General features: G+C 68.9%; 17 protein-coding genes. All 17 read right to left on the bottom strand.

The genetic code is table 11. The annotated features are described in order from the left end of the window. Positions 1–7: 7 nt before the first annotated feature. The 17 genes from hisH to MX659_RS03735 all read right to left on the bottom strand — a co-directional run bounded on the left by hisH (position 8) and on the right by MX659_RS03735 (position 20,563). Complete coding sequence (hisH, locus tag MX659_RS03815; protein ID WP_267192140.1) at positions 8–619, bottom strand: imidazole glycerol phosphate synthase subunit HisH; 612 nt, start codon at positions 617–619, stop codon at positions 8–10. 6 nt (positions 620–625) lie between these two features. Next, the gene (gene hisB, locus MX659_RS03810; RefSeq protein WP_267192139.1) at positions 626–1,231 is read right to left on the bottom strand and encodes an imidazoleglycerol-phosphate dehydratase HisB; all 606 of its coding nucleotides are present in this window, start codon (positions 1,229–1,231) and stop codon (positions 626–628) included. 5 nt (positions 1,232–1,236) lie between these two features. Next, positions 1,237–2,361: a histidinol-phosphate transaminase gene (gene hisC / locus MX659_RS03805; RefSeq protein WP_267192138.1), complete on the bottom strand. Its 1,125-nt coding sequence runs from the start codon at positions 2,359–2,361 to the stop codon at positions 1,237–1,239. Beyond that, entirely contained in the window at positions 2,361–3,695 is a 1,335-nt protein-coding gene (gene hisD / locus MX659_RS03800) for a histidinol dehydrogenase (protein ID WP_267192137.1), read from the bottom strand. The genes hisC and hisD overlap by 1 nt, the downstream gene beginning before the upstream one ends. A gap of 3 nt (positions 3,696–3,698) precedes the next feature. Then, positions 3,699–4,373: an ATP phosphoribosyltransferase gene (gene hisG, locus MX659_RS03795; protein ID WP_267192503.1), complete on the bottom strand. Its 675-nt coding sequence runs from the start codon at positions 4,371–4,373 to the stop codon at positions 3,699–3,701. Then, a complete protein-coding gene (gene hisZ / locus MX659_RS03790; RefSeq protein WP_267192136.1) occupies positions 4,373–5,638 on the bottom strand; it encodes an ATP phosphoribosyltransferase regulatory subunit in 1,266 nt (421 codons plus the stop codon). Before hisZ ends, hisG begins: the two co-directional genes overlap by 1 nt. Positions 5,639–5,718: 80 nt before the next feature. Continuing rightward, on the bottom strand, positions 5,719–9,195 hold the full coding sequence (dnaE, locus tag MX659_RS03785; RefSeq protein WP_267192135.1) for a DNA polymerase III subunit alpha: 3,477 nt from the start codon (positions 9,193–9,195) through the stop codon (positions 5,719–5,721). Next, a complete protein-coding gene (locus tag MX659_RS03780) occupies positions 9,192–9,506 on the bottom strand; it encodes a YerC/YecD family TrpR-related protein (RefSeq protein WP_267192134.1) in 315 nt (104 codons plus the stop codon). The genes dnaE and MX659_RS03780 overlap by 4 nt, the downstream gene beginning before the upstream one ends. A gap of 123 nt (positions 9,507–9,629) precedes the next feature. Continuing rightward, positions 9,630–11,942, bottom strand: coding sequence for a cell wall-binding repeat-containing protein (locus MX659_RS03775; RefSeq protein ID WP_267192133.1), 2,313 nt, complete (start codon positions 11,940–11,942; stop codon positions 9,630–9,632). Between the two features lie 64 nt (positions 11,943–12,006). Then, the gene (locus MX659_RS03770; RefSeq protein ID WP_267192132.1) at positions 12,007–12,756 is read right to left on the bottom strand and encodes a fumarylacetoacetate hydrolase family protein; all 750 of its coding nucleotides are present in this window, start codon (positions 12,754–12,756) and stop codon (positions 12,007–12,009) included. 43 nt (positions 12,757–12,799) lie between these two features. Beyond that, complete coding sequence (gene cimA, locus MX659_RS03765; protein WP_267192502.1) at positions 12,800–14,383, bottom strand: citramalate synthase; 1,584 nt, start codon at positions 14,381–14,383, stop codon at positions 12,800–12,802. After that, positions 14,383–15,300: a branched-chain amino acid transaminase gene (locus tag MX659_RS03760; protein WP_267192131.1), complete on the bottom strand. Its 918-nt coding sequence runs from the start codon at positions 15,298–15,300 to the stop codon at positions 14,383–14,385. The genes cimA and MX659_RS03760 overlap by 1 nt, the downstream gene beginning before the upstream one ends. Positions 15,301–15,466: 166 nt before the next feature. Beyond that, positions 15,467–16,582, bottom strand: coding sequence for a 3-isopropylmalate dehydrogenase (leuB, locus tag MX659_RS03755; RefSeq protein ID WP_267192130.1), 1,116 nt, complete (start codon positions 16,580–16,582; stop codon positions 15,467–15,469). Continuing rightward, positions 16,579–17,076: a 3-isopropylmalate dehydratase small subunit gene (gene leuD, locus MX659_RS03750; protein WP_267192129.1), complete on the bottom strand. Its 498-nt coding sequence runs from the start codon at positions 17,074–17,076 to the stop codon at positions 16,579–16,581. The genes leuB and leuD overlap by 4 nt, the downstream gene beginning before the upstream one ends. 91 nt (positions 17,077–17,167) lie before the next feature. Then, a complete protein-coding gene (locus MX659_RS03745; RefSeq protein ID WP_267192128.1) occupies positions 17,168–18,331 on the bottom strand; it encodes a cytochrome c3 family protein in 1,164 nt (387 codons plus the stop codon). After that, on the bottom strand, positions 18,328–19,275 hold the full coding sequence (locus MX659_RS03740) for a cytochrome c3 family protein (protein WP_267192127.1): 948 nt from the start codon (positions 19,273–19,275) through the stop codon (positions 18,328–18,330). The genes MX659_RS03745 and MX659_RS03740 overlap by 4 nt, the downstream gene beginning before the upstream one ends. A 181-nt stretch (positions 19,276–19,456) precedes the next feature. Then, positions 19,457–20,563, bottom strand: a complete 1,107-nt coding sequence (locus tag MX659_RS03735; RefSeq protein ID WP_267192126.1) for a multiheme c-type cytochrome — start codon at positions 20,561–20,563, stop codon at positions 19,457–19,459. Positions 20,564–20,696 lie beyond the last annotated feature (133 nt).

Raw genomic sequence — 20,696 nt, 5'->3', positions numbered from 1 at the left:
GTGGCCCTCAGCCTTTCGCACACGCTGCGAAGTTCGCCAGCACTCGAAGCCCCATCTCGGAGGACTTCTCGGGGTGGAACTGCACGCCGAACACAGATCCGCTCTCCACCGCAGCGGCGAACGGAACGCCGTGCTCGGCACGCCCGATGATACACGACTCGTCTTTCGGCACGACGCGGTACGAATGCACGAAGTAGAAGGCCGTGCCGTCCGGGACGCCTGCGAACAGACGGCTCGGACGGGGCTGCTCCACGGTGTTCCACCCGATGTGCGGCACTTTCACGCCGGCAGGAAGCCGCTCGCACGTCCCGTGCACGAGCCCGAGCCCTTCCCACTCGCCGTCCTCGAAGCTCGTGTCGACGAAAAGCTGCATCCCGAGACAGATGCCGAGCAGCGGCACGCCTGCAGCGACGCGCTCACGCACCAGGTCCCACATGCCGGCCGCGCGCAGGTTCGAGGCGGCGTCGCGAAACGCGCCCACCCCCGGCAGCACGAGCGCGTCGGCCCGCGCCACCTCGCGCGGGTCGGCCGTGACGACCGCGTCTCGCACCCCTGCGTGCTCGAAGCCCTTCTGAACGCTCCGCAGGTTGCCCATGCCGTAGTCGATGATGGCGATCACGGCGCCTCACGCCTTCGACGCGTCGCCGAGCGCACCTTTGGTGCTCGGAACGCCGACGGCCCGCGGATCGAGCTCGCACGCCTCTTTGAGCGCACGCGCGACAGCCTTGAAAGCCGCCTCGACGATGTGGTGGGCGTTCTCGCCGGCAAGCGAGCGCACGTGCAGCGTCATGCCTGCATTGGTGGCAAGCGCGACGAAGAACTCCTTGGCGAGCGTCGTGTCGAACGTCCCGATGATCTCGATGGGAAGGTCGACCGCGTAGTGGAGCTGGCCGCGCCCGGAGATGTCCACGGCCGCGAGCACGAGCGCCTCGTCCATCGGCACCGCGGCAGAGCCGAACCGCCGGATCCGTTCGCGGGTCGCGAGCGCGCGGTCGATCGCCTGGCCCAGCACGATGCCGACGTCCTCGACGGTGTGGTGCGCGTCGACTGCGAGGTCGCCTTCCGCCCGCACACGCAGGTCGAGAAGCGCGTGGCGTCCGAGCGCGTCGAGCATGTGGTCGAAGAACGGCACGCCGGTCGTGACCTCGGTGCGGCCCGATCCGTCCAGGTCGAGCCAGACCTCGACGCTCGTCTCGTTCGTCGAGCGGACGATCTCAGCCTCGCGTCCCATGCCCGTCACTCCCCCTCGCTGCCCGCGTGAGCGCCGGCGACGCCGAAGTGCGCCGCGGCCCGTCGTCTCGTCATGATCTCCTCCATCGCCGCCAGGAAGCGCCGCACCTCGTCTTCGGTGCCGACGCTCACGCGCAGGCACTCCTCCAGCCCTGGCGTGCGGGAGAAGTCCCGCACGAGCACGGAGTGCTCCTTGAGCAGGTCGCGCCACACCGCGGAGGCGTGCTCCACGCGGAAGAGCACGAAGTTCGCCTCCGAGGGGAACACCTCCACCCCCGGTATCTCGCTCAGCCCGTGAACGAGCACGTCGCGGTTGCGCAGAAGCTGGCTTATCGCCGCCTCGAACACCGGGCGCTCGCGGAACACCAGCCGCGCCGCCGCCTGGGTGAACCGATTGACCGAATACGGCTGGCGCACCTTCGTCAGCTCGGTGATGACGTCCTCGTGGGCGAGCAGGTAGCCGGCGCGCAGTCCGGCGAGCGAGAACGCCTTCGAGAACGTGCGCAGTATCGCCAGGTTGGCGTGGCGCGACATGTGCGGGCGCATGGTGTGCCGGGAGAACTCGAAGTACGCCTCGTCGACCACCACGAGCGCGTCGGTGGCGTTCAGCACGTCGATGAGAAGCGTCTCCGGTGCGAGCGTGCCCGTGGGGTTGTTCGGGTTCGCGATGAAGATGAGGTCGACGTCGCCGTCGGCGAGCCGGGCCTTGAGCGCCTCTTCGTCGATCGAGAAGTCGGGTCTCCGCGGGATCTGCACGAGCGTGCTTCCGGTGGCCTTCGCGTCGATCGAGTACATGACGAACGTCGGCGGGAAGTCGAGCACGACGCGTCCCGGTCCGCCCCAGGCGAGCACGAGGTCCTGGATGATCTCGTCGCCGCCGTTGCCGACGAGCACGTTGCTGGGCTCCAGGCCGTTGGCTGCCGCGATCTCCTCGCGCAGCCCGGTGGCCATCGGATCGGGGTAGCGGTTGTACGGGATGCGCTGGGCGAGGTCCGAGAGCCGCTCGAGAAGCTCGCCCGGCAGATTGAGCGGGTTCTCGTTGCTCGCAAGCATCACCTCGGCCTCGAGGTGCTTGGCGTCGTACGGGGAAAGGTCTCGCAGCGCCTCGCGAGGTGGGCGGACACGGTCCATCACGCGTCCTCCTCGTCGCCGTCTTCCTCCTGCTCGAAGAAGTGCTCGGCAAGCGCGAGCCTGAGCCCGACCGCCCCTGCGTGTGCGGCGAGCCCTTCAGCAGAGGCGATCTCCATGACCGTGGCGCCGTCCGCGTACAGCCCTTCGAGCGTGTAGGAGATCACCGACGTCTTCTTGATGAAGTCGTCGACCGAAAGCGGGCTCGAGAAGCGCGCCGTGCCGCCCGTCGGAAGCACGTGGTTCGGACCGGCGACGTAGTCGCCGACGCTTTCCGGCGTCCACGGCCCCAAGAAGACCGCGCCTGCGTTGCGGATGCGGCCGAGCAGCTCGAACGGCGACTCCACCTGCAGCTCGAGGTGCTCCGGAGCGATCTCGTTCGCGACGTCGAGCGCCACGTCGATGTCCGGGCAAACGACCGCCACGCCGTTGTCCTGAAGCGCTCGGACGATCACCTCCGCGCGCGGCGAGTCGCTCAGCAGCTCCCGGATCGCCTCCTCCACGGCATCGGGCAGATCCGGATCGGTCGTCACCAGGAACGTCGCGGCGCGCGGATCGTGCTCGGCCTGCGCCATGAGGTCGATCGCCACCAGCAACGGCTCGGCCGTCTCGTCCGCGACGATGAGCACCTCGCTCGGTCCCGCGAGCATGTCGATCCCGACCTCGCCCATCACGAGCTTCTTCGCTGCCGTGACGTACGCGTTGCCCGGGCCGGTGATCTTGTCGACGCGCGGCACGCTCTCGGTTCCGTATGCGAGCGCTGCGATGGCCTGCGCGCCACCGATCTTGTAGATCTCCGTGATGCCGGCCTCGGCGGCGGCGGCGAGCGTGTACGCGTCGACGCTGCCGTCCGGCGCGGGCGGAACCACCATCGCGATCTCCTCGACGCCCGCCACGACGGCCGGTATCGCGTTCATGAGCACGCTGGACGGGTAGCGCGCCCGGCCGCCAGGGACGTAGATGCCAACGCGCCTGATCGGGTTCACCAGCTGGCCCAGCACGATGCCGTCCTCGCCGGTCGTGAACCACGACTGCTGCACCTGCCTGCGATGGAAGTCCTCGATCGCCCACGCGGCTTCTGAGATCGCGCGACGGAAGCGCTCGTCCACCGAGGCGACGGCCTGCTCGATCTCGGCCTCGCTCACGCGAAGGTCGCCGAGCACCACGTGGTCGAGCTGCTCGGTGAACTCGCGCACCGCGGCGTCACCGCGCGCTCGCACCTCGTCGATGATGCGCTGCGCGACGCCCATGACCTCGGCGTCGATGCCGGTGCCCGCGGGCCGAAGCTCCGCTTCCGACACGCGTCGTCCCCGTTCGATGTCGATGCGGCGAAGCACCGCTCACGCTCCTTCCCCGGCGGCAACGGCCCGAGATAGCCGGTCCGCCATGTCGGTGACCAGGTCTGGCTTCGTCGCCAGGCTGGCAGGGTTCGCCACGAACCGCGCCGTGGAGCCCATGACCTCTTCTACCACACGGAGGTCGTTCTCGCGCAGCGTGGTGCCCGTCGCGGTGATGTCGACGATCCAGTCCGCGATGCCGATGAGCGGCGCGATCTCGATGTTGCCGGCGAGTCTGATGATCTCCACCTGCAGCCCGCGCTTCGCGAAGTGCCGCTCGGTGATGCGCGGGTACTTCGTCGCGACGCGGATCTGCCCGAGGTGGCGGTAGAGCTCCTCGGCGCCGCGCGTCGCCGACATCGGCTCGGCCACGACGAACCGGCACGCGCCGAACCGCAAGTCGACGAGCTCGACGACCTCGAGCGCCGCCTCCTCCAGCACGTCACGGCCCGCGATGGCGACGTCCACGGCGCCGTACGCCACGTACACCGGCACGTCGGTGGGCTTGGCGATCACGAACTTTGCATCGCGGCCACGGACGATGAGCGTCCTGCCCGGATCGCGCAGCCCCTCCACGTCGTATCCCGCGCGCGCGAGCGCTGCGACGCTGTCATCGAACAGCGCGCCTTTCGGGACCGCGACGCGCAAGAGGTCGCCCGCGCTGGCCGTCCGCACCATCACGGCCGTCTCCTTCCCGAGAACCGCTCAGACGGCGGCGGACCGGGCGGTTCGGGCAGCGCGTCCGCGCGGCCGCCTGCCCGGTCGAGCCGGTACAGCGCACCGCCCGACGCCTCGATGGCCTCGAAGGCGTCGGTCCGCTCGGCGGCCCGTACGAGATCGAGCCCGGAGATGCCGCACGCGAGCCGCACCCGCCAGCCCGCCTCTCGCAGCGCCGCAGCGCCTGCGAAGCACGCCGTGGCGTCTGCCCCGCCCACCACCGCGTCGACCCGGCGTGCCTTCGGCGTCGCGCCGGCTTCGGACAGCGCGATCGTCAGGCGCTCCAGACCGATGGCGAATCCAGCGGCTGGCGCCGGGCGGTCGAACGACGCGAGCAGCCGGTCGTACCTGCCGCCGCCGCCTACCGGCAGCCCGAGCCCCGGTGCGTACACCTGCATGACCATCCCGGTGTAGTAGCCGAACGAGCGCACGGTCCCGAAGTCGACGACGACCTCGTCCGAGTACCCCAGCTCGTCGAGTATCCCGTACGTCTCCCGCACGCCGTCTGCCGCCTCCGGCCGCCCGCAGACGGCGAGCGCATCGCGGCACTCCTCGATCGCCGCCGAGGCGCCGCGCGTCCGAAGCACGCGCACGAACGCGTCGCCGACCTCTGCCGGCACGCCCGGCTCGGAGGCCAGGCGCTGCACCTCGGGGAGGTTCCGAGCGTGCGCGGCCCGCAGGACCGCCGTCCCCCACGGATCCGGCATGCCGGCCGCGTCCACCAGCGCTCGCAGCACCTCGACGCTGCCGATGGCGATCGTGAAGCCGGCAAGCCCCGCTGCGCGCAGCGCCTCTGCGGCGAGCGCGACGATCTCGGCGTCGGCAGCAGGCCCCGTCGCGCCGATCAGCTCGACGCCGGCCTGCGTGAACTGACGCGCCTGTCCCCGGAACGACGCGTGCTCGCGGAAGACGGGAGCGAGGTAGCGCACCCGCAGCGGCTCCGGGTCGTCAGCGAGCCGAGTGGCCGCGACCCGCGCGATCGGCAGCGTCATGTCGGGACGGAGCGCGAGAAGCTCCCCGTCGGAGTCGAGCAGCCGGAACGGCTCGGCCTCGCCGCTTTCCGGCCCCGCCGCCGAGACGACCTCGTACGACTCGACGACGGGCGTCTCCACGGGCGCGTAGCCCCAGGCGTCGAAGACCGCGACGAGCGCGGCAGCCACGGCCTCGCGCTCGGCGGCCTCGTCACGGAGCACGTCGCGGAACCCGCGGGGAGTCGCCGGTCGCACAGTCGGTCCTTCCTCTCGCTGCGCCCCTCCCGTGGCAGGCGCTCGGTCACTATAGCACAATATAGTGCTATAGCAACACCCTACTCCTCCCACACCGCCTCCGCGCCGAGCAGCGCCTTGAGCTCTGCGTGCAGACCCACAGCAGCAGCGTCCACACGGCACTCCTCGCCGAGACGCATCCGCTTGATGCGGTCCGGGTACTGGAGCTCCACGACGACGCTGTCCCGCCCCGGGTAGTGCGCGAGTATCTCGCGGAAGCGGTCGTACCCGCCGTTCCCGAGCTCGCTCACCGGAGCGCGCACGTGGAGCACCTTCGGCGGGCGGACGAAGGTGCCGTCATCGGCAAGCGTGTGCACCTCCTGGACGAGCAGCCGCCTGCCGCGGTCGGAGTCCTCCACTTTGGCGCGCACGCGCACGACGGCGTCTTCGGCCACGACGTCGCGGCAGCGCTCGTAGGTCTGCGGGAACATCAGCGCGTCTGCCGAGCTCTCGAGGTCCTCCAGCACGAATGCGCACATGAGCTTCCCGGCCTTCGTCGCGATGCGCTCGACGTCGCGGATCTGGCCTGCGAACCAGCCGACGACGCCGTCTTTGAGCTCCTCGGTTTGGCCGAGCGAGTGCGTGCGTGCCGCCTCGATGATCTCGCGCTTGTCCGACAGCGGGTGGTCCGACACGTAGATGCCGAGCATCTCCTTCTCGAAGGACAGCTTCGTCGCTTTGTCCCACTCGACGCCGTCCGGGGGCGGCGCCTCCTCGCCGAGCCCGTGCTCTTCCGGCGCGAACAGGTCGAACATCGACACCTGGCCGCTTTCTTTGTCGCGCTGCCGCTTGGCTGCCAGCTCCATCGCGTGGTCCATGAGCTCCATGAGCTGCTTGCGCGTGTAGCCGGTCGAGTCGAAGGCGCCTGCCTTGATGAGCGCTTCGACCGTCTTCTTGTTGAGGCTGCGCACATCCACCCGCGCGAGAAAGTCGTGCAGCGACGTGAACGGACCGCCCTCTTTGCGGGCCGCCACGATCGCCTCCACCACCGGCCCGCCGACCCCGCGGATGCCCTCCAGACCGAACCTGATCGCGCCGCCCGTCGCGGTGAAGTCCTTGCCCGAGGAGTTCACGTCCGGCGGAAGCACCGTGATGCCGGCCGCGTTGCACGCTGCGATGTAGCGCACGATCTGCTCGGTCTTGCCGTTGTAGCTGGTGAGCTGCGCAGCCATGAACTCGAGCGGGTAGTGCGCCTTGAGGTACGCGGTCTGGTACGCGAGCAGGCCATATGCCGCCGAGTGGCTCTTGTTGAAGCCGTAGCCGGCGAACTTCTCGATGTCGTCGTACACGCGCTCGGCGAGGGCCCGGCCGTAGCCGTTCGCCACGGCCCCCTCCACGAAGTCCGAGCGCCACTTCGCCATCTCCTCGGGGATCTTCTTGCCCATGGCCTTGCGGAGCTTGTCGGCCTTCGCGGCGCTGAAGCCCGCCATCTCCATCGACAGGCGCATCACCTGCTCCTGGTAGACCATCGTGCCGTAGGTCTCCTCCAGGATGTGCTTGATGCGCTCGTCGTAGTACTCGACGGGCGCGCGCCCGTGCTTGCGGTTCACGAAGTCGCGCACCATGCCCGACTGCAGCGGCCCCGGCCGGTACAGGGCGAGGCACGCGACGATCTCGGCGAACGACTCCGGCTGCAAGTCCTTCACGAGCTGCCGCATCCCCGAAGACTCACCGAGTTGGAAGACGCCGTCCACGTCGCCCCGCTTGAGCATCGCGAAGGTCTCGGGGTCGTCGAGCGGGATGCTGTCGATGTCGATCCCGACGCCGTGGTTCTCCTCGATGGCCTGAACGGCCTTGGCGATGACGGTGAGCGTCCGCAGGCCCAGGAAGTCCATCTTGAGCAGCCCGAGCTCGGCGATCACGGTGCCTTCGTACTGCGTGATGACAGAGCCGCCCTTGGTGTCGAGCTTCACCGGCGCGTGCTCGTGCAGCGGGTCGCGGCAGATCACGACCGCAGCGGCGTGCACGCCCTCGCCGCGCACGTTCCCTTCGAGCGCCCGCGCGGCGTCGATGATCGCCTTCACGTCGCCGCCAGCGTCGTACTCCTCCCGAAGGTCGGGGTTCGTCTCGAGCGCGTCGGCGATGGTCGCGTCCGGCCCTTCCGGGACGAGCTTGGCGATGCGGTCGCCGATCGCGTACGGGTAGCCCAGAACGCGCGCGGCGTCGCGGATCGCCTGGCGCGCCTTCATCGTGCTGTACGTGACCACCTGCGCCACGCGGTCCTCGCCGTACTTCTTGCGCACGTAGTCGATGACCTCGCCTCGACGCTCGTCGTCGAAGTCGATGTCGATGTCGGGCATCTCGGTTCGCTCGGGGTTCAAGAACCGCTCGAAGATGAGCCCATGTGCGAGCGGATCGAGGTTGGTGATGCCGAGCGCGTAGGAGATGATCGACCCGGCCGCGCTCCCCCGGCCCGGCCCGACGCCGATGCCGTTGCGCTTCGCCCACTGCACGAAGTCGGCGACGATGAGGAAGTACGCCGAGAGCCCTTTCGAGGTGATGACCGCAAGCTCGCTTTCGAGGCGAGCGAGCGCGTCTTCCGGGATCGGCTCGCCGTAGCGGCGCGCGAGGCCCTTCATGCACGCTTCGCGCAGGTGCTCGTCCTCGGTCTTCCCGCCAGGAACGTCGAACACGGGGAGGATGATCTTTCCGAACTCGAGCTCCACGGTGCACCGCTCCGCGACCTCCGCGGTCATCGCCAGCGCCTCGGGGTACTCAGGCAGGACTTCTGCCATCTGCTCTGCCGACTTGAGGTAGAACTGGTCAGACGAGAAGCGCAGGCGATCGGTGTCGTCAAGGGTGCGGCCGGTCTGGATGCACACGAGGATGTCTTGCGCCTTCGCGTCGCCGGCCTCCACGTAGTGGATGTCGTTGGTCGCGACGAGCGGCAGCCCGAGCTCTCGCCCCAGGTCCGCGAGCGCGCGGTTGATGTCTGACTGCGTGACGCCGCTGTCCGCCATGATGCCTTGCTGCTGGATCTCGAGGAAGAAGCGCCCTTCGCCGAAGATGCGCGCGTACCGCTCCGCCCACGCGCGCGCGGCTGCCTCGTCGCCCCGCTCGATGCTCTTCGGGACGATGCCGCTCATGCAGGCAGACGTTGCGATGAGCCCATCGCTGAACTGCTCGAGAAGCTCGAGGTCGACCTGCGGCTTGTAGTAGAAGCCCGTCGTCCACGACTGCGACACCAGCGCCATGAGGTTCTTGTAGCCCGTGTTGTCCTCCGCGAGGAGCAGCAGGTGGTACAGTTCAGGCTTCCCGTCGCGCTTCGTGCGCGAGTGCGGCGTGAAGTACACCTCGCACCCGATGATCGGCTTGATGGGCGGCCGTCCGGTCTTCTCGTCTCCGCGCACGGCCTGCTTGTAGAACTCCACCGCGCCGAACATCACGCCGTGGTCGGTGAGCGCGAGCGCCTGCTGCCCGAGCTGGGCGGCCTTGTCCAAGAGCCGCGAGACCTTCGCGTGCCCGTCGAGCACGGAGTACTCGGAGTGCGTGTGCAGGTGGACGAAGCGCTCCGTCACGACGGCTCACCGGTTCCCTCGATGGTGCCAAGACGCTCGATCACCCTGCGATAGCCGCCTGCCCCGTAGTTCACGCAGCGGCTCACCCGGCTGATCGTCGTTGGGGAGGCGCCGGTCGCGCGCTGGATCTCCGGGTAGTGCACGCCGCCAGCGAGCATGCGCGCCACCGCGAGGCGCTGCGCCATCTCCTGGATCTCGCGGATCGTGCAGACGTCGAGCAGAAACGCGTACACGTCGTCGGCGCTGTCGAGCGATGCGAACGCCGCAAGCAGCGACTCGACCTCGGGCGTCCGAAGCGGTTCAGAAGGCATGGTGGGCTCCCTGCGAGCACTCGCGACCACACGATGACGGGTGTATGCTACCACCCCACGACGACATCTTGGGGCTCGTCGCGGCGAGCGGGAGGCGCGTTCCGACAGGCGGCCGACCGAGCGTTACGGTTCCGCGACGATGGCAGCAAGCGCACTCGACACGCTCGTGCCGACCGCGCCCGTCCCGCCGACGACGTTCCATACGAGCACGTCGCGACGGTGCTCGCGGACGATCGTCGCACTGGGGCCGGGAAGCTCGTAGCGTCGGGTGAAGATGACGGCGCTGTTCCGCCTAGCAGCGAGCACGCTCGCCGTGAGCGCGTCCGGGAAGTCCTCTCCCGTGCACACGACGAAGCGCTCCATCGTGATGCCGCGCGCCAGCGCGTGCTCGACGACGGCAGCGGCCGTATCGTATCGCGTCGCTCCGCCCAGACGCGTCGATGCAGCGCCCGGAGCGAGTTCCAGCGCGTGCGCCACCACCGCACCGCTCACGGCCGTCTCTTCACCGAGCACGACCAGCTCCTCTGGAGCTGTCTCAGCCACGACCTCGGCAACCGACGTCGGGATCTCGCTCGGGCGCGTCAAAAGCACCGGCATGTTCTTGCGGGCCGCAAGCACCCCGCCTGCAAGCGCGTCCGGGAAGTTCGCACCGGTGGCGAGCATGAGGCCACGAGGGGCCCCGCGCACGGCCGTCATGTGCCGCGCCACCGCGGCCGACGTGCCGTACCTGTCGTCACCGGCGACCCGCTCCACGCCGCGCTCCTTGGTGAGCTGTGCGCGGACGGCCCGTGCGACGTCTTCCGATACCGCTCCCGGGCCTCCGACGATGATCGCGTACCGCGCGCCGAGCCGCCGGATCTCCGCTGCGACGACGTCGTCGAGCCGGTTCGAGCGCACGAGGAGCAGCGGCGCGCGGAGCGATGCCGCGAGCGGGGCTGCCGCGACGGCGTCTGCGAACCCCTCGCCTGTGGCGACCACCACCGTGGTTGCGCAGGACGGGAACGCCTCGCGCGACACCTGGACTGCGGTCTCGTAGCGGTCGTCTCCCGACAGGCGCGTGCCGCGCGCACGGAAGTCCCTCGATGCGGGCGCTTCGCCGATCTGCAGGAAGACCTTCGAGTCGCTCGACGTGTAGTCGTTGTCGCCCTCGCAGAACAGGACGGCTCGCCTGCCGTCAGGCAAAGCAAGTGCTTGCGGATTGTTGAAGCGCTCCCACGGCCCCGACGCGGCCCGGACGGTATCGCCTCGACGCCATGCGACGCCGTCGTCGGACGTGAATCGGACGAGGTCGCCGCCGCGCGTCGCGAGCGAGGTCGACCAGGCCGGAGTCATCTCGTCAGGGTATCCCCCGACGATGAGGTACGCCTCGAGTCCTCCGCCGTTGGTGAGGAGCGTGCCGGCATCGAAGAGGTTGTCCGTGTCTGCGACCGTCGCCGGCCGGCTGAACGAGCCCTCTTCCGGCGTCCAGCGCACCGATTCCCAGCGGCAGGAGTCGAGGTCTGTCGCATCAGCAGAGACGAACACGATGACGGGCGTCCCGTCGTCGCGCACGCGAACGACCGGCTGGTTGAGGTAGCGGCCCTCTGAAGCGTACGCGAGGCACGTCGCGTCGAGGGCGGAACGGTCGTGCGGCGTCGCTACCGGTGCGCCTGCCGCACTTTCCCAGGCGCCGGTCTCGGCATCTCGCTTCACGTAGTAGAGGTCCTGGCGAGCGAACGCGTCGGCTTTCCAGGCATCATAGTCGAGGCGCGTGGCGACGACGTGAAGGTCGCCGTCAGGTTCGGCCCAGGAGCTCGCGTACCACCCGTACTCCCCGGAAACGCCGTCGAGCACCTGCTCGGGAGCCGACCACGTCGTGCACCCGTCCGAGCTCTCGGCCACCACCCAGTCGCTGAAAAGCCCGCCGTTGTTGCGAAAGAACAGCCGCACCGTGCCGCTGGCGTCGATCGACGGCTGCGGGTACGTGCCCTTCGCCGCTGCTGGCGCGGCCGAGGACTCCGCGCTCCCGAGCAGGACGGGCCCGAGCGCGATCCACCGGCGTGCGTCGTGCGGGCTTGCGCTCCGGGCGTGCAGGATGACCGAATTGTGCGCGCCGTAGAACACGTGGTAGTAGCCCTGCGCGTCTTCTATCAGCGCAGGACCGCCGTGCTCGTCGCCGACGAGCGGGTTGTCCGCGATGCGCCACGGACCCCGCCACTCGCCTGTGCCCACGTCGTAGACGGCCGCGTACGGATCGAAACCGTACCCTTGGTACACCGCCACGAGCGTGCCGTTGGCGTCCTCGTAGTGCAGCTCAGGCCTGATGACGAACTCCTCGTACACCGCCTGGCCCGCAGCGCGGAAGTCGAAGAAGTCCCGCGGAATCGCGTGAGCGGCATCCGGCGTCACGAGCCAGAGCACGACGACGGCAGCGAGCAGCGCGCGCAGACGCTTCACGAACGGCCACCTCCTGGGTCTTGGGACGACGCGGGCGATTGTAGCACGGGCGGCTGACATGCACTCACACGACGTGGTTGATCAGGCTGCCGACGCCCTCGATCCGCACCTCGACCGTGTCGCCTCGCCGCATCGGCCCGACGCCCGAGGGCGTTCCGGTGAGCACGATGTCGCCTGGCAGGAGCGTCATCACGTGGCTGATGAAGCTCACGAGCGCGTACACGTCGAAGAGCATGTCGCTCGTGCGCGACTGCTGCCTCAGCTCGCCGTTGACGTAGGACTCGACGAGCAGGTCGAGCGGGTCGACGTCGGTCTCGATCCACGGACCGAGCGGGCAGAACGTGTCGAAGCCCTTCGCGCGCGCCCACTGTCCGTCCTTGCGTTGCAGATCGCGCGAGGTGACGTCGTTGGCGCACGTGAATCCGAGGATGCTCCGCCGCGCCTCGAGCGGCGACACCCGGTGGGTGCGACGCCCGATCACCGCAGCGAGCTCGGCTTCGTAGTCTACCGCCTCGAGCCCGTCCGGGACGCGGATCTGCCCGTGCGGACCGACGACCGCCGTCGGCGGCTTCAAGAAGATGATGGGCTCGTCGGGAAGCGTGTGCCCCATCTCACGCGCGTGCTCGCGGTAGTTGACGCCCACGCACACGATCTTCGTCGGGATGGTCGGCGGTAGGAGCTGGGCGTGGCCGAGCGGAACCACCCCTTCGGGCTCCCACGCCGCGAACGGCTCGTCCGATATGAGCGTGACGCTCCCCTCGTCCGCCAGGCCGTACCGAACGTCCTCATCGTAAAACACGCGAACGACCCTCATGAGCGACCCCGTTCGCTGGTAAACGTGCGGCTCCCCGTCGTATTCACGTTCGCTCAGGAGGCTCGCTTTCCTGCCTGGGGTGCGAGAGACCGTAGTCCACGGCGGCGACGAGCGCTTCCCACGACGCCTCGATGATGTTCTCCGAGACGCCCACCGTGCCCCAGCTCTTCTCGCCGTCGCTGGACTCGATGAGCACGCGCGTGACCGCCGCCGTGCCCTTCTTCTCGTCGAGCACGCGCACCTTGAAGTCCGTGAGCTCGATGGCCTGAAGCGCTGGATAGAACCGGCCGATGGCGATGCGCAACGCCTTGTCGAGCGCGTTCACCGGGCCGTTGCCTTCCGCGGTGGCGATGAAGCGGTGGCCGCCGACGTGGATCTTGATGGTCGCCTCGGTCATCACCCTGCCGTCCTCGCGCTTCTCCATGATCACGCGGAACGACTCCAGCCGGAAGAACGGCTCGTAGGTCCCGAGCGCCTTGCGCAGCATGATCTCCAGCGACGCATCGGCGGCCTCGAAGGTGTAGCCCTTGTGCTCGAGGCGTTTTATCTGCTCGAGCATCTCGCTCGTGGCAGGGTCGTCCACAGAAAGCGTGATGCCCATCTCGTGCGCTTTGAGCACGAGCGAGGCACGGCCGGCGAGCTCGCTCACCACCACGCGGGCCATGTTGCCGACGAGCGCAGGATCGACGTGCTCGTACGCCTCCGGCAGGCGCGCCGCCGCAGACGCGTGCACGCCGCCTTTGTGCGCGAACGCGCTCGACCCGACGTACGGTTGGTGCGGGTTCGGCGAGATGTTGGCGGTCTCCGCGACGAAGTGCGAGACCTCGGTGAGCAGACGCAGCTGCTCGTCGGTGACGCAGTCGATGCCCATCTTGAGCTTGAGCGCCGGTATGATGGCCGTCAGGTCGGCGTTGCCGGCGCGCTCGCCGTAGCCGTTCATGGTGCCCTGCACGTGCGTGCAGCCGGCATCGACGGCGAGAAGCGAGTTCGCCACGGCGCACCCGCCGTCGTTGTGTGCGTGGATGCCGAGCGGGACGTCGACCTCTCCCGCCACCGTGAGCACGATGCGATGCACGGCCTGGGGCAGCGTCCCTCCGTTGGTGTCGCACAGCACCACCGCGTCGGCGCCGGCCTCGGCGGCGGCACGGCACACCTCGATCGCGTAGCCGGCATTGTGCCGGTATCCGTCGAAGAAGTGCTCCGCGTCGAAGAACACCGTCTTGCCGTGCGACTTGAGGAACGCGACGCTGTCCCGCACCATCCGCACGTTCTCTTCGAGCGTGGCCTTGAGCGTCTCGGTGACGTGCACGTCCCAGGCCTTGCCGAAGATGCACACGGCGTCGCAGCCCGTCTCGAGCAGGGCCTGCAGGCCGGCGTCCCGCTCCGGCGCGAGGTCCTTGCGGCACGTGGCGCCGAACGCCACGATCGTCGCGTTCTCGAGCGTCAGGTTCCGTGCGCGCTCGAAGAACTCCATGTCCTTCGGGTTGCTGCCAGGAAAGCCGCCTTCGATGTAGCGGATGCCGAGGTCGTCGAGCCGCTGCGCGATGCGCAGCTTGTCCTCGACCGACAGCGACATGCCTTCGCGCTGCGTCCCGTCACGGAGCGTCGTGTCGTACAGGACGACCATCAGACCCGGTCCAGCCACTCCTCGTACGCCGGCTCCTCACCGTGCACGACGCGGAAGAACGTCTTCTGGAGCTCGAGGGTCACAGGGCCGGCATCGCCGATCAGCCTGCCGTCCACCGAGCGCACCGGCACCACTTCGGCCGCCGTCCCGGTCATGAAGACCTCGTCGGCCGCATACAGGTCGGTGCGCACGAGCGACTCCTCGATGACCGGGTAGCCCAGCTCGTCCGCGATGACCATGATGGAGTCGCGCGTGATGCCCTCGAGGATGCCGTCCGAGACGGGCGGGGTCGAGATGACGCCGTCTCGCACGATGAAGATGTTCTCGCCCGTTCCCTCGCAGACCTTGCCCTCCTCGTTGAGCAGGATGGCCTCGTTGTACCCGTGCCGGTTCGCCTCGATGCGCGCGAGCGACGAGTTGAGGTAGTTGCCGGTGGCTTTGACAGCGGGCGGAAGCGAGTTGATGCCGCGCTGGCGCCACGACGAGATGCCGACGTCCACGCCGCGCGTGAGCGCCTCTTCGCCCATGTACGTCGCCCACGGCCACGCAGCGATGACGATCTGCACGGGCGCGGGGATCGGGTCGAGCCCCATCACGCCGTACCCGCGGAACGCGATCGGGCGGATGTAGCACTCGGGCAGGTTGTTCGCGCGGACGGTCTCTTTCACGGCCTCGCAGAGGTCATCGACGCTCACCGCGAGGTCCATCATGATCATGCGCGCCGAGCGCTCGAAGCGCTCCATGTGGTCACGCAGGCGGAAGATGGCGGGACCGTCTGCTGTCGCGTAGCAGCGGATGCCCTCGAAGACGCCGGAGCCGTAGTGAAGGGCATGCGTGAGGACGTGTACGGTGGCCTTGTCCCACTCGACGAGCTCGCCGTCCATCCAGATGTAGTCGACTTTCGGCAGACCGGCCATGGCGCTCCCCTTCCTTCTTCGGCCTCATGAAGCAGCGCTCCGTGTGAGTGCTTATACTACCGCTTCTGCACGCACGTGTAAGCGACTGCACACGAGTTTGCACCTGTGTGCCCTCGACATCGCAGCGAACCGGAAACGACGGCGTCCCTCGCGCGAGACGGCGCGGCTACCCTTCCAGCCGTTCGACCACAAGATCGCCCATCGCGCTCGTGCCAACCGTGCGCTGCGGCAGCGTGTCAGGGCCTGCGATGTCGCGGGTGCGCCAGCCGTCCGCGAGCACTGCCTCGATCGCGCCGGCGAGCGCGTCGGCGGCCTCGTGCATCGCGAACGAGTACCGGAGCATCAGCTCCACCGAAAGCAGCATCGCGAGCGGATTCGCCACGCCCTGGCCGGCGATGTCCGGTGCGCTTCCGTGGCTCGGCTCATAGAGCGCCGTGCCGTCGCCTAACGACGCGCTCGCGAGCATCCCGAGCGAGCCGGTGAGCATGCTCGCCTCGTCCGAGAGGATGTCGCCGAACATGTTCTCCGTGAGGACGACGTCGAACTGCGCCGGGTAGCGGACGAGCTGCATGGCGGTGTTGTCGACCAGCTGGTCGATGAGCTCGACGTCCGGGTACTCAGCGTCGTGCACGCGGTGCACGACCTCGCGCCACAGGCGGCTCGACTCGAGCACGTTCGCCTTGTCCACGGAGTGCACCCGTCCTCGCCGGGCGCGCGCCGCCTCGAACGCTTTGCGCGCGATGCGCTCGACCTCGAACTCCGTGTACACGCAGGTGTCGTACGCCCGCATGCCGCGCACGCCGCCTGCGCCCGCGCCCTCCACGTCCCGCTCGCGCGCCCGCGGGCCGAAGTACAGCCCGCCGGTGAGCTCGCGCACGATGAGCATGTCGACGCCGGCAAGCGCTTCGGGCTTGAGCGTGCTCGCGCCGACGAGCGCGTCGAAGATGCGCACCGGACGCAGGTTCGCGTACAGCCCGAGCCCTTTGCGGATGCCGAGAAGCCCCTGCTCGGGCCGGGGCGCGTCAGGGTCGGTGGAGTCCCACTTCGGCCCGCCGATCGCCGCGAGGAGCACCGCGTCTGCCGCACGCGCAGCCGCGAGCGTCTCGTCGGGAAGCGCCGTGCCGGTGGCGTCGATGGCAGCGCCGCCGAGCAGCGCTTCGCGGAACTCGAACCGCGCGCCGAACCGCCGCCCGATCGCTTCGAGCGCCTTGACGGCCTCAACCGTGATCTCCGGCCCGATGCCGTCGCCCGGGAGCAGGCAGATGCGGTAAGTGGGGGTCATCGCCCGCTCACCTTCTCGCGCGCGTACGCGACGAGCCCGCCGCGCTCGATGATCTCGCGGATGAACGGCGGGAATGGCTGCGCCTGCCAGGACTGGCCGGTGGTGAGGTTCGTGATGACGCCGGCGTCCGCGTCGATGGCGACGCGGTCCCCTGAGCGGATGCCGTCGACCGCTTCAGGCGACTCGAGGATGGGCAGCCCGGTGTTGATGGCGTTGCGGTAGAAGATGCGCGCGAAGCTCTTGGCGATGACCGCCGCCACGCCTGCGTGCTTGATCGCGATCGGCGCGTGCTCGCGCGACGAACCGCAGCCGAAGTTCTCCTCCGCCACGAGGATGTCGCCTGGCTGCACCTTCGAGACGAACGACGGGTCGAGGTCTTCCATGCAGTGCGCCGCCAGTTCGTCCGGGTCGCTCGTGTTGAGGTACCGGGCCGGGATGATGACGTCGGTGTCGATGTCGCGGCCGTAGCGGTGAGCGATGCCTTCGAATCGCATGAGGTCCTCCTGGGTGCACGGCGCCGGGCAGACGCGCAAGCGGTGCACGGATTCTACCACAGCGCAGCGGCGCGGCCCCCCCTCGGGCGCCTCAGTGGCACGCCTTGCAGTAGTTCCCTGCTCGCGCGTACGGGCTTCTCACGTGGCAGCCGCAGCCGGCCTGCGCGCCCTTGGGCGTCACCCTGCCGTGTTCGTACCGCCACCAGGTACCGGTGCCGTGCCCCCACGCGCCCGTGCCAGGCGGCTTGACCTGGTGGCACTTGCCGCACTCGGTGTACTGGTGGCAGCGCCAGCACAGGATCTTCTTCTCGAAGCCGGCGTACCGCGCGTGCCCGCCGTCCACGAACGCCTGCGGGTGCGGCATCCTGAGCCCATGGCACGCGTCGCAGACCTTCTGGTCGTGGCAGCCGCCGCAGTCTGTGACCGGCGGCAGGTGGACGAGCGCGAAGGTGCGACGCTGGCGTGCCGCGAACGCGGTGTCCTTCTTGTGGCAGACGGCGCAGTCGGCTGAGGCCGTCGTTCCATCGTGGCACGCGAGGCACGTGTTCATCGACACGCCTTGCGCTCCTGCCGAGTGGCCCGCGTTCTTGTGGCAGTCCGTGCACGGGGCACCGGCGGCCACCGGCTCCTTGTGGGACATCGCCACGCCGGTGGCGGTGGACTCCGTTGTCCGCGCAAGGATCGCGCGGTGGCACGCGAGGCACCGTCGAGTCGGAACGCTCGCATCGGCGGACTTCGGATCCCCGCCCGCGAAGCCCTTGATCGCCCACCGGAGCCGCTGAGAGACGTTGTCGACGAGCCCGAGCGGCAGACGGTCCTCGTGACACGCGACGCACCGCACGCCTGCGTGGACAAGACCGGCGCTCGCCGTCGCGTCTGCCGAGCCGGTCGCCGGCTGCGCTTGCGTGAGCGACTGCTCGGCGTGGCACGACACGCAGTAGTCGTCCGTCGAGGTCCCGACGTACCCGCCCACCAGCGCCGCCAGAACCAAAAGCGCGACGATGATGCCAGCGCCAGAGACCACGCGCTTCTGTGGGCCGCGCGCCGTTCGTGCCGCCGTCGTGCGCGAGCGCGTGGCGCGCGGCGGCTTGGGCGACGGCAGGACCAGCAGCGCGAGCACAGTCACGACGATCAGCAAGAGCAGCGCGAGCGCTGCGAGCAAGAGCATGGCAGCGCCGAGGTTCGCCATCGGCGCCGCGATGACCTCTTGGATCGCCTGAAGCGCGCGGTGAAGCGTCTCTGCAGGCCCGCTCACGGCGTGCCCCCCTCCAGTCCGATCTCACCGGGCCGGGGCAGTCGGGCCGTGCCGTTGGTGGAGCCGGGGTGGATGTGCAGCGTGTGACACGCGGTGCAGTCCTTCTGGAAGTGGCACGACAAGCACTTCGGGTCGCTCGCGGATGCGGCCACCTTCGAGTGCGAGGCCAAGAACCCCTTCGGGTGCGGCATCTCGACGCCGTGGCACGAGTCGCAGAGCGTCGTCGCGTCGTGGCAGGTGAGGCACTTCGCGTCCGGCCGTTTCGCGAAGGCGCCGTGCGTGCGACCGAAGTCTGCGGGGTGCGGCAGGTCGACACCGTGGCACCGGGCGCAGTACCCGGCCGGATGGCACGTCGAGCACCACTCGAGCGTCCCCATCCCGTGCGTGCGCTCCCAGCCAGGGCCGTGGGTCACCTGCCAGGGCCCTCGCGCGAGCCGTTCGCGCTCGCTTCTCTCGGAGTGGCAGGCGTCGCACGCCGCCGGAGCGCCCGCCTGCTTGTGGCAGGAGACGCACTCCTCCATCACCGGCTGCCCCGCCCACCGCACCTTCTCGCCGTGCGCGGCGCGTGCGTGGCACGCACCGCAGGTGCGCCCCTGCGCGCAATCGGCGTGCGAGATGCGGAGCCCCTTCGACTCTGACGTGCGGCGCATGACCTGCTCGTGGCAGCGCAGGCACGCGCCACGCGAAACGGGATCGCCCGCCGACGACGGCCGCTTGCCAGCGATGGCCTTCGGATACATCACGAAGATCTCGCGGACCTTGGATCCCGGCCAGCTCCAGACCCCGTCGCGCAGGTGACAGGCGTAGCACGAGGCGCGGGCGTGGGCCTCAGGGACGTCCGCTGCGCTCGTCGTGCCGTGGCAGGTGCGGCACGCCGCGTTCGTCGAGCCAGCGCCGATGATGACGAGGACCGCAGCGACCACGGCAACGAGGGCGCCTGCCACCTGCACGCGCCTGCGCGCGTGGGGGCCCCGCGAGTCGTGCGCGATGTCGGACAGAGAGGAACGCACTGTGTCAGCACCTCGTGGAAAGAACGCCGAGACATGAGCGGCGGGCGAGACCCAGGATACCCCAGGTCCCGCCCGTCCGTTCCGATCCGTCTACGGACGGATGCGTGTCACGCGACTAGAAGGTCACGTTCACGCCGGCCGTCGCGTTGTTCGGCGGGCCGCTCGAGCCGTTGGTGTGGCAGCGCAGGCACACGCCGTCCTCGGCGCCGTCCATGACGGTGTGAGAGCCGGAAGGCTTGCCCGTGTTGGCACCGGACGTGCCAAGGCCGATGTTGGCGTCGCTGACGCCCCAGCCGGACACCAGGAACTGCGCGTTGCCGTTCGTCCAGTGCGGGAACGACCAGGACACGAGACCGCCCGGTCCGCCATAGGAGGTCGACACGCGGTTGTTACCGGCCGCGTGGCACGAGCGGCAGGTGTACGCATCAGCCCAGGCCACCCGGCCGCTGTAGTTCGCACCGCTGGCGACGAACGTGGCCTCGGCAGCCTTCAGCGGGTGGTTCTTGTAGGAGCGCGAACCGAACGTGACGCTGCCGTCCCACTCCTCGAAGTACCCCCCGGCCGTGATCGTGGTCTCGGAGGCGTCCGAGAACGTCTTGTGGCAGCGCGTGCAGAACGCGGTGACCTGGTAGTCGCCGTCGCTCGCAGCCGGCGCCGTGAAGACGGTGCCACCACTGACGAGCGTGTTCAGCGTCGCAGCAGCCTCGGTCTGGACACCGCCGCTGACGTTGCTGACGAGGTTGCCTTGCGCCTTCAGGATCTTGCCGGCGATGAAGCCCTTGAAGGTGTCAGCGCCGTGCACGGCGTGGCAGTCAGCGCACTCGGCCGACGTCGAGCCGTTGTGGCCGTACTGATCGTCGGTCGTGTAGTTCGACGCGACGCCGTTGTAGATCTGCAGGCCCGAGACGTTCGTGGTGATGTGGCAGTAGGTGCACGCATCAGCGACAGACGAACGCAGCAACAGCTGGGTCTCAGCGGCGCCAATCGGATCTGGACCGAATTCACCAGCCGCCGCGTTGGAGACCGCCGCAGCGTGCACCGAGTGGCACACCGCACACTTCTCGGTGGTGAGCCGATAGTCCTGGTGCGGGCCGCCCGTACCGGCGTTGGCGCCACCGGCGTTCCAGGTAATGTACACGGGGCCGATAGCGTACGCCGACACGGCGAAGCCGAGCACCATCACCGCAACGATTGCCGTGATGAAGAGCGATTTGCGAGCCATAGCATTTCCCCTCTCCGTAGCATTGGTTTTCATGGGTACCGTTCCACCTCCTTTCGCTTAAGAATCCTGCACGCGTCTTAACAACGCGGAGCATCCATGCTCACATTATCGGCGCTTGTTCGATTGAGCACAA

Origin of the sequence: Parvivirga hydrogeniphila, from assembly GCF_023371205.1 — a bacterium.
GTDB classification, from domain to species: Bacteria; Actinomycetota; Coriobacteriia; order Anaerosomatales; family Anaerosomataceae; genus Parvivirga; species Parvivirga hydrogeniphila.
Note: the sequence above shows the minus strand (reverse complement) of the source record. Positions and strands in the feature narration are given on the sequence as shown.

Coding starts and splice junctions, on each gene's coding strand:
- MX659_RS03780 (WP_267192134.1), bottom strand. CDS start 9,506: ATGCCTTCTGAACCGCTTCGGACGCCCGAGGTCGAGTCGCTGCTTGCG.
- MX659_RS03760 (WP_267192131.1), bottom strand. CDS start 15,300: ATGGCCGGTCTGCCGAAAGTCGACTACATCTGGATGGACGGCGAGCTC.
- hisB (WP_267192139.1), bottom strand. CDS start 1,231: ATGGGACGCGAGGCTGAGATCGTCCGCTCGACGAACGAGACGAGCGTC.
- cimA (WP_267192502.1), bottom strand. CDS start 14,383: ATGGTCGTCCTGTACGACACGACGCTCCGTGACGGGACGCAGCGCGAA.
- leuD (WP_267192129.1), bottom strand. CDS start 17,076: ATGCGATTCGAAGGCATCGCTCACCGCTACGGCCGCGACATCGACACC.
- MX659_RS03735 (WP_267192126.1), bottom strand. CDS start 20,563: ATGGCTCGCAAATCGCTCTTCATCACGGCAATCGTTGCGGTGATGGTG.
- hisG (WP_267192503.1), bottom strand. CDS start 4,373: ATGGTGCGGACGGCCAGCGCGGGCGACCTCTTGCGCGTCGCGGTCCCG.
- hisC (WP_267192138.1), bottom strand. CDS start 2,361: ATGGACCGTGTCCGCCCACCTCGCGAGGCGCTGCGAGACCTTTCCCCG.
- MX659_RS03770 (WP_267192132.1), bottom strand. CDS start 12,756: ATGAGGGTCGTTCGCGTGTTTTACGATGAGGACGTTCGGTACGGCCTG.
- leuB (WP_267192130.1), bottom strand. CDS start 16,582: ATGACCCCCACTTACCGCATCTGCCTGCTCCCGGGCGACGGCATCGGG.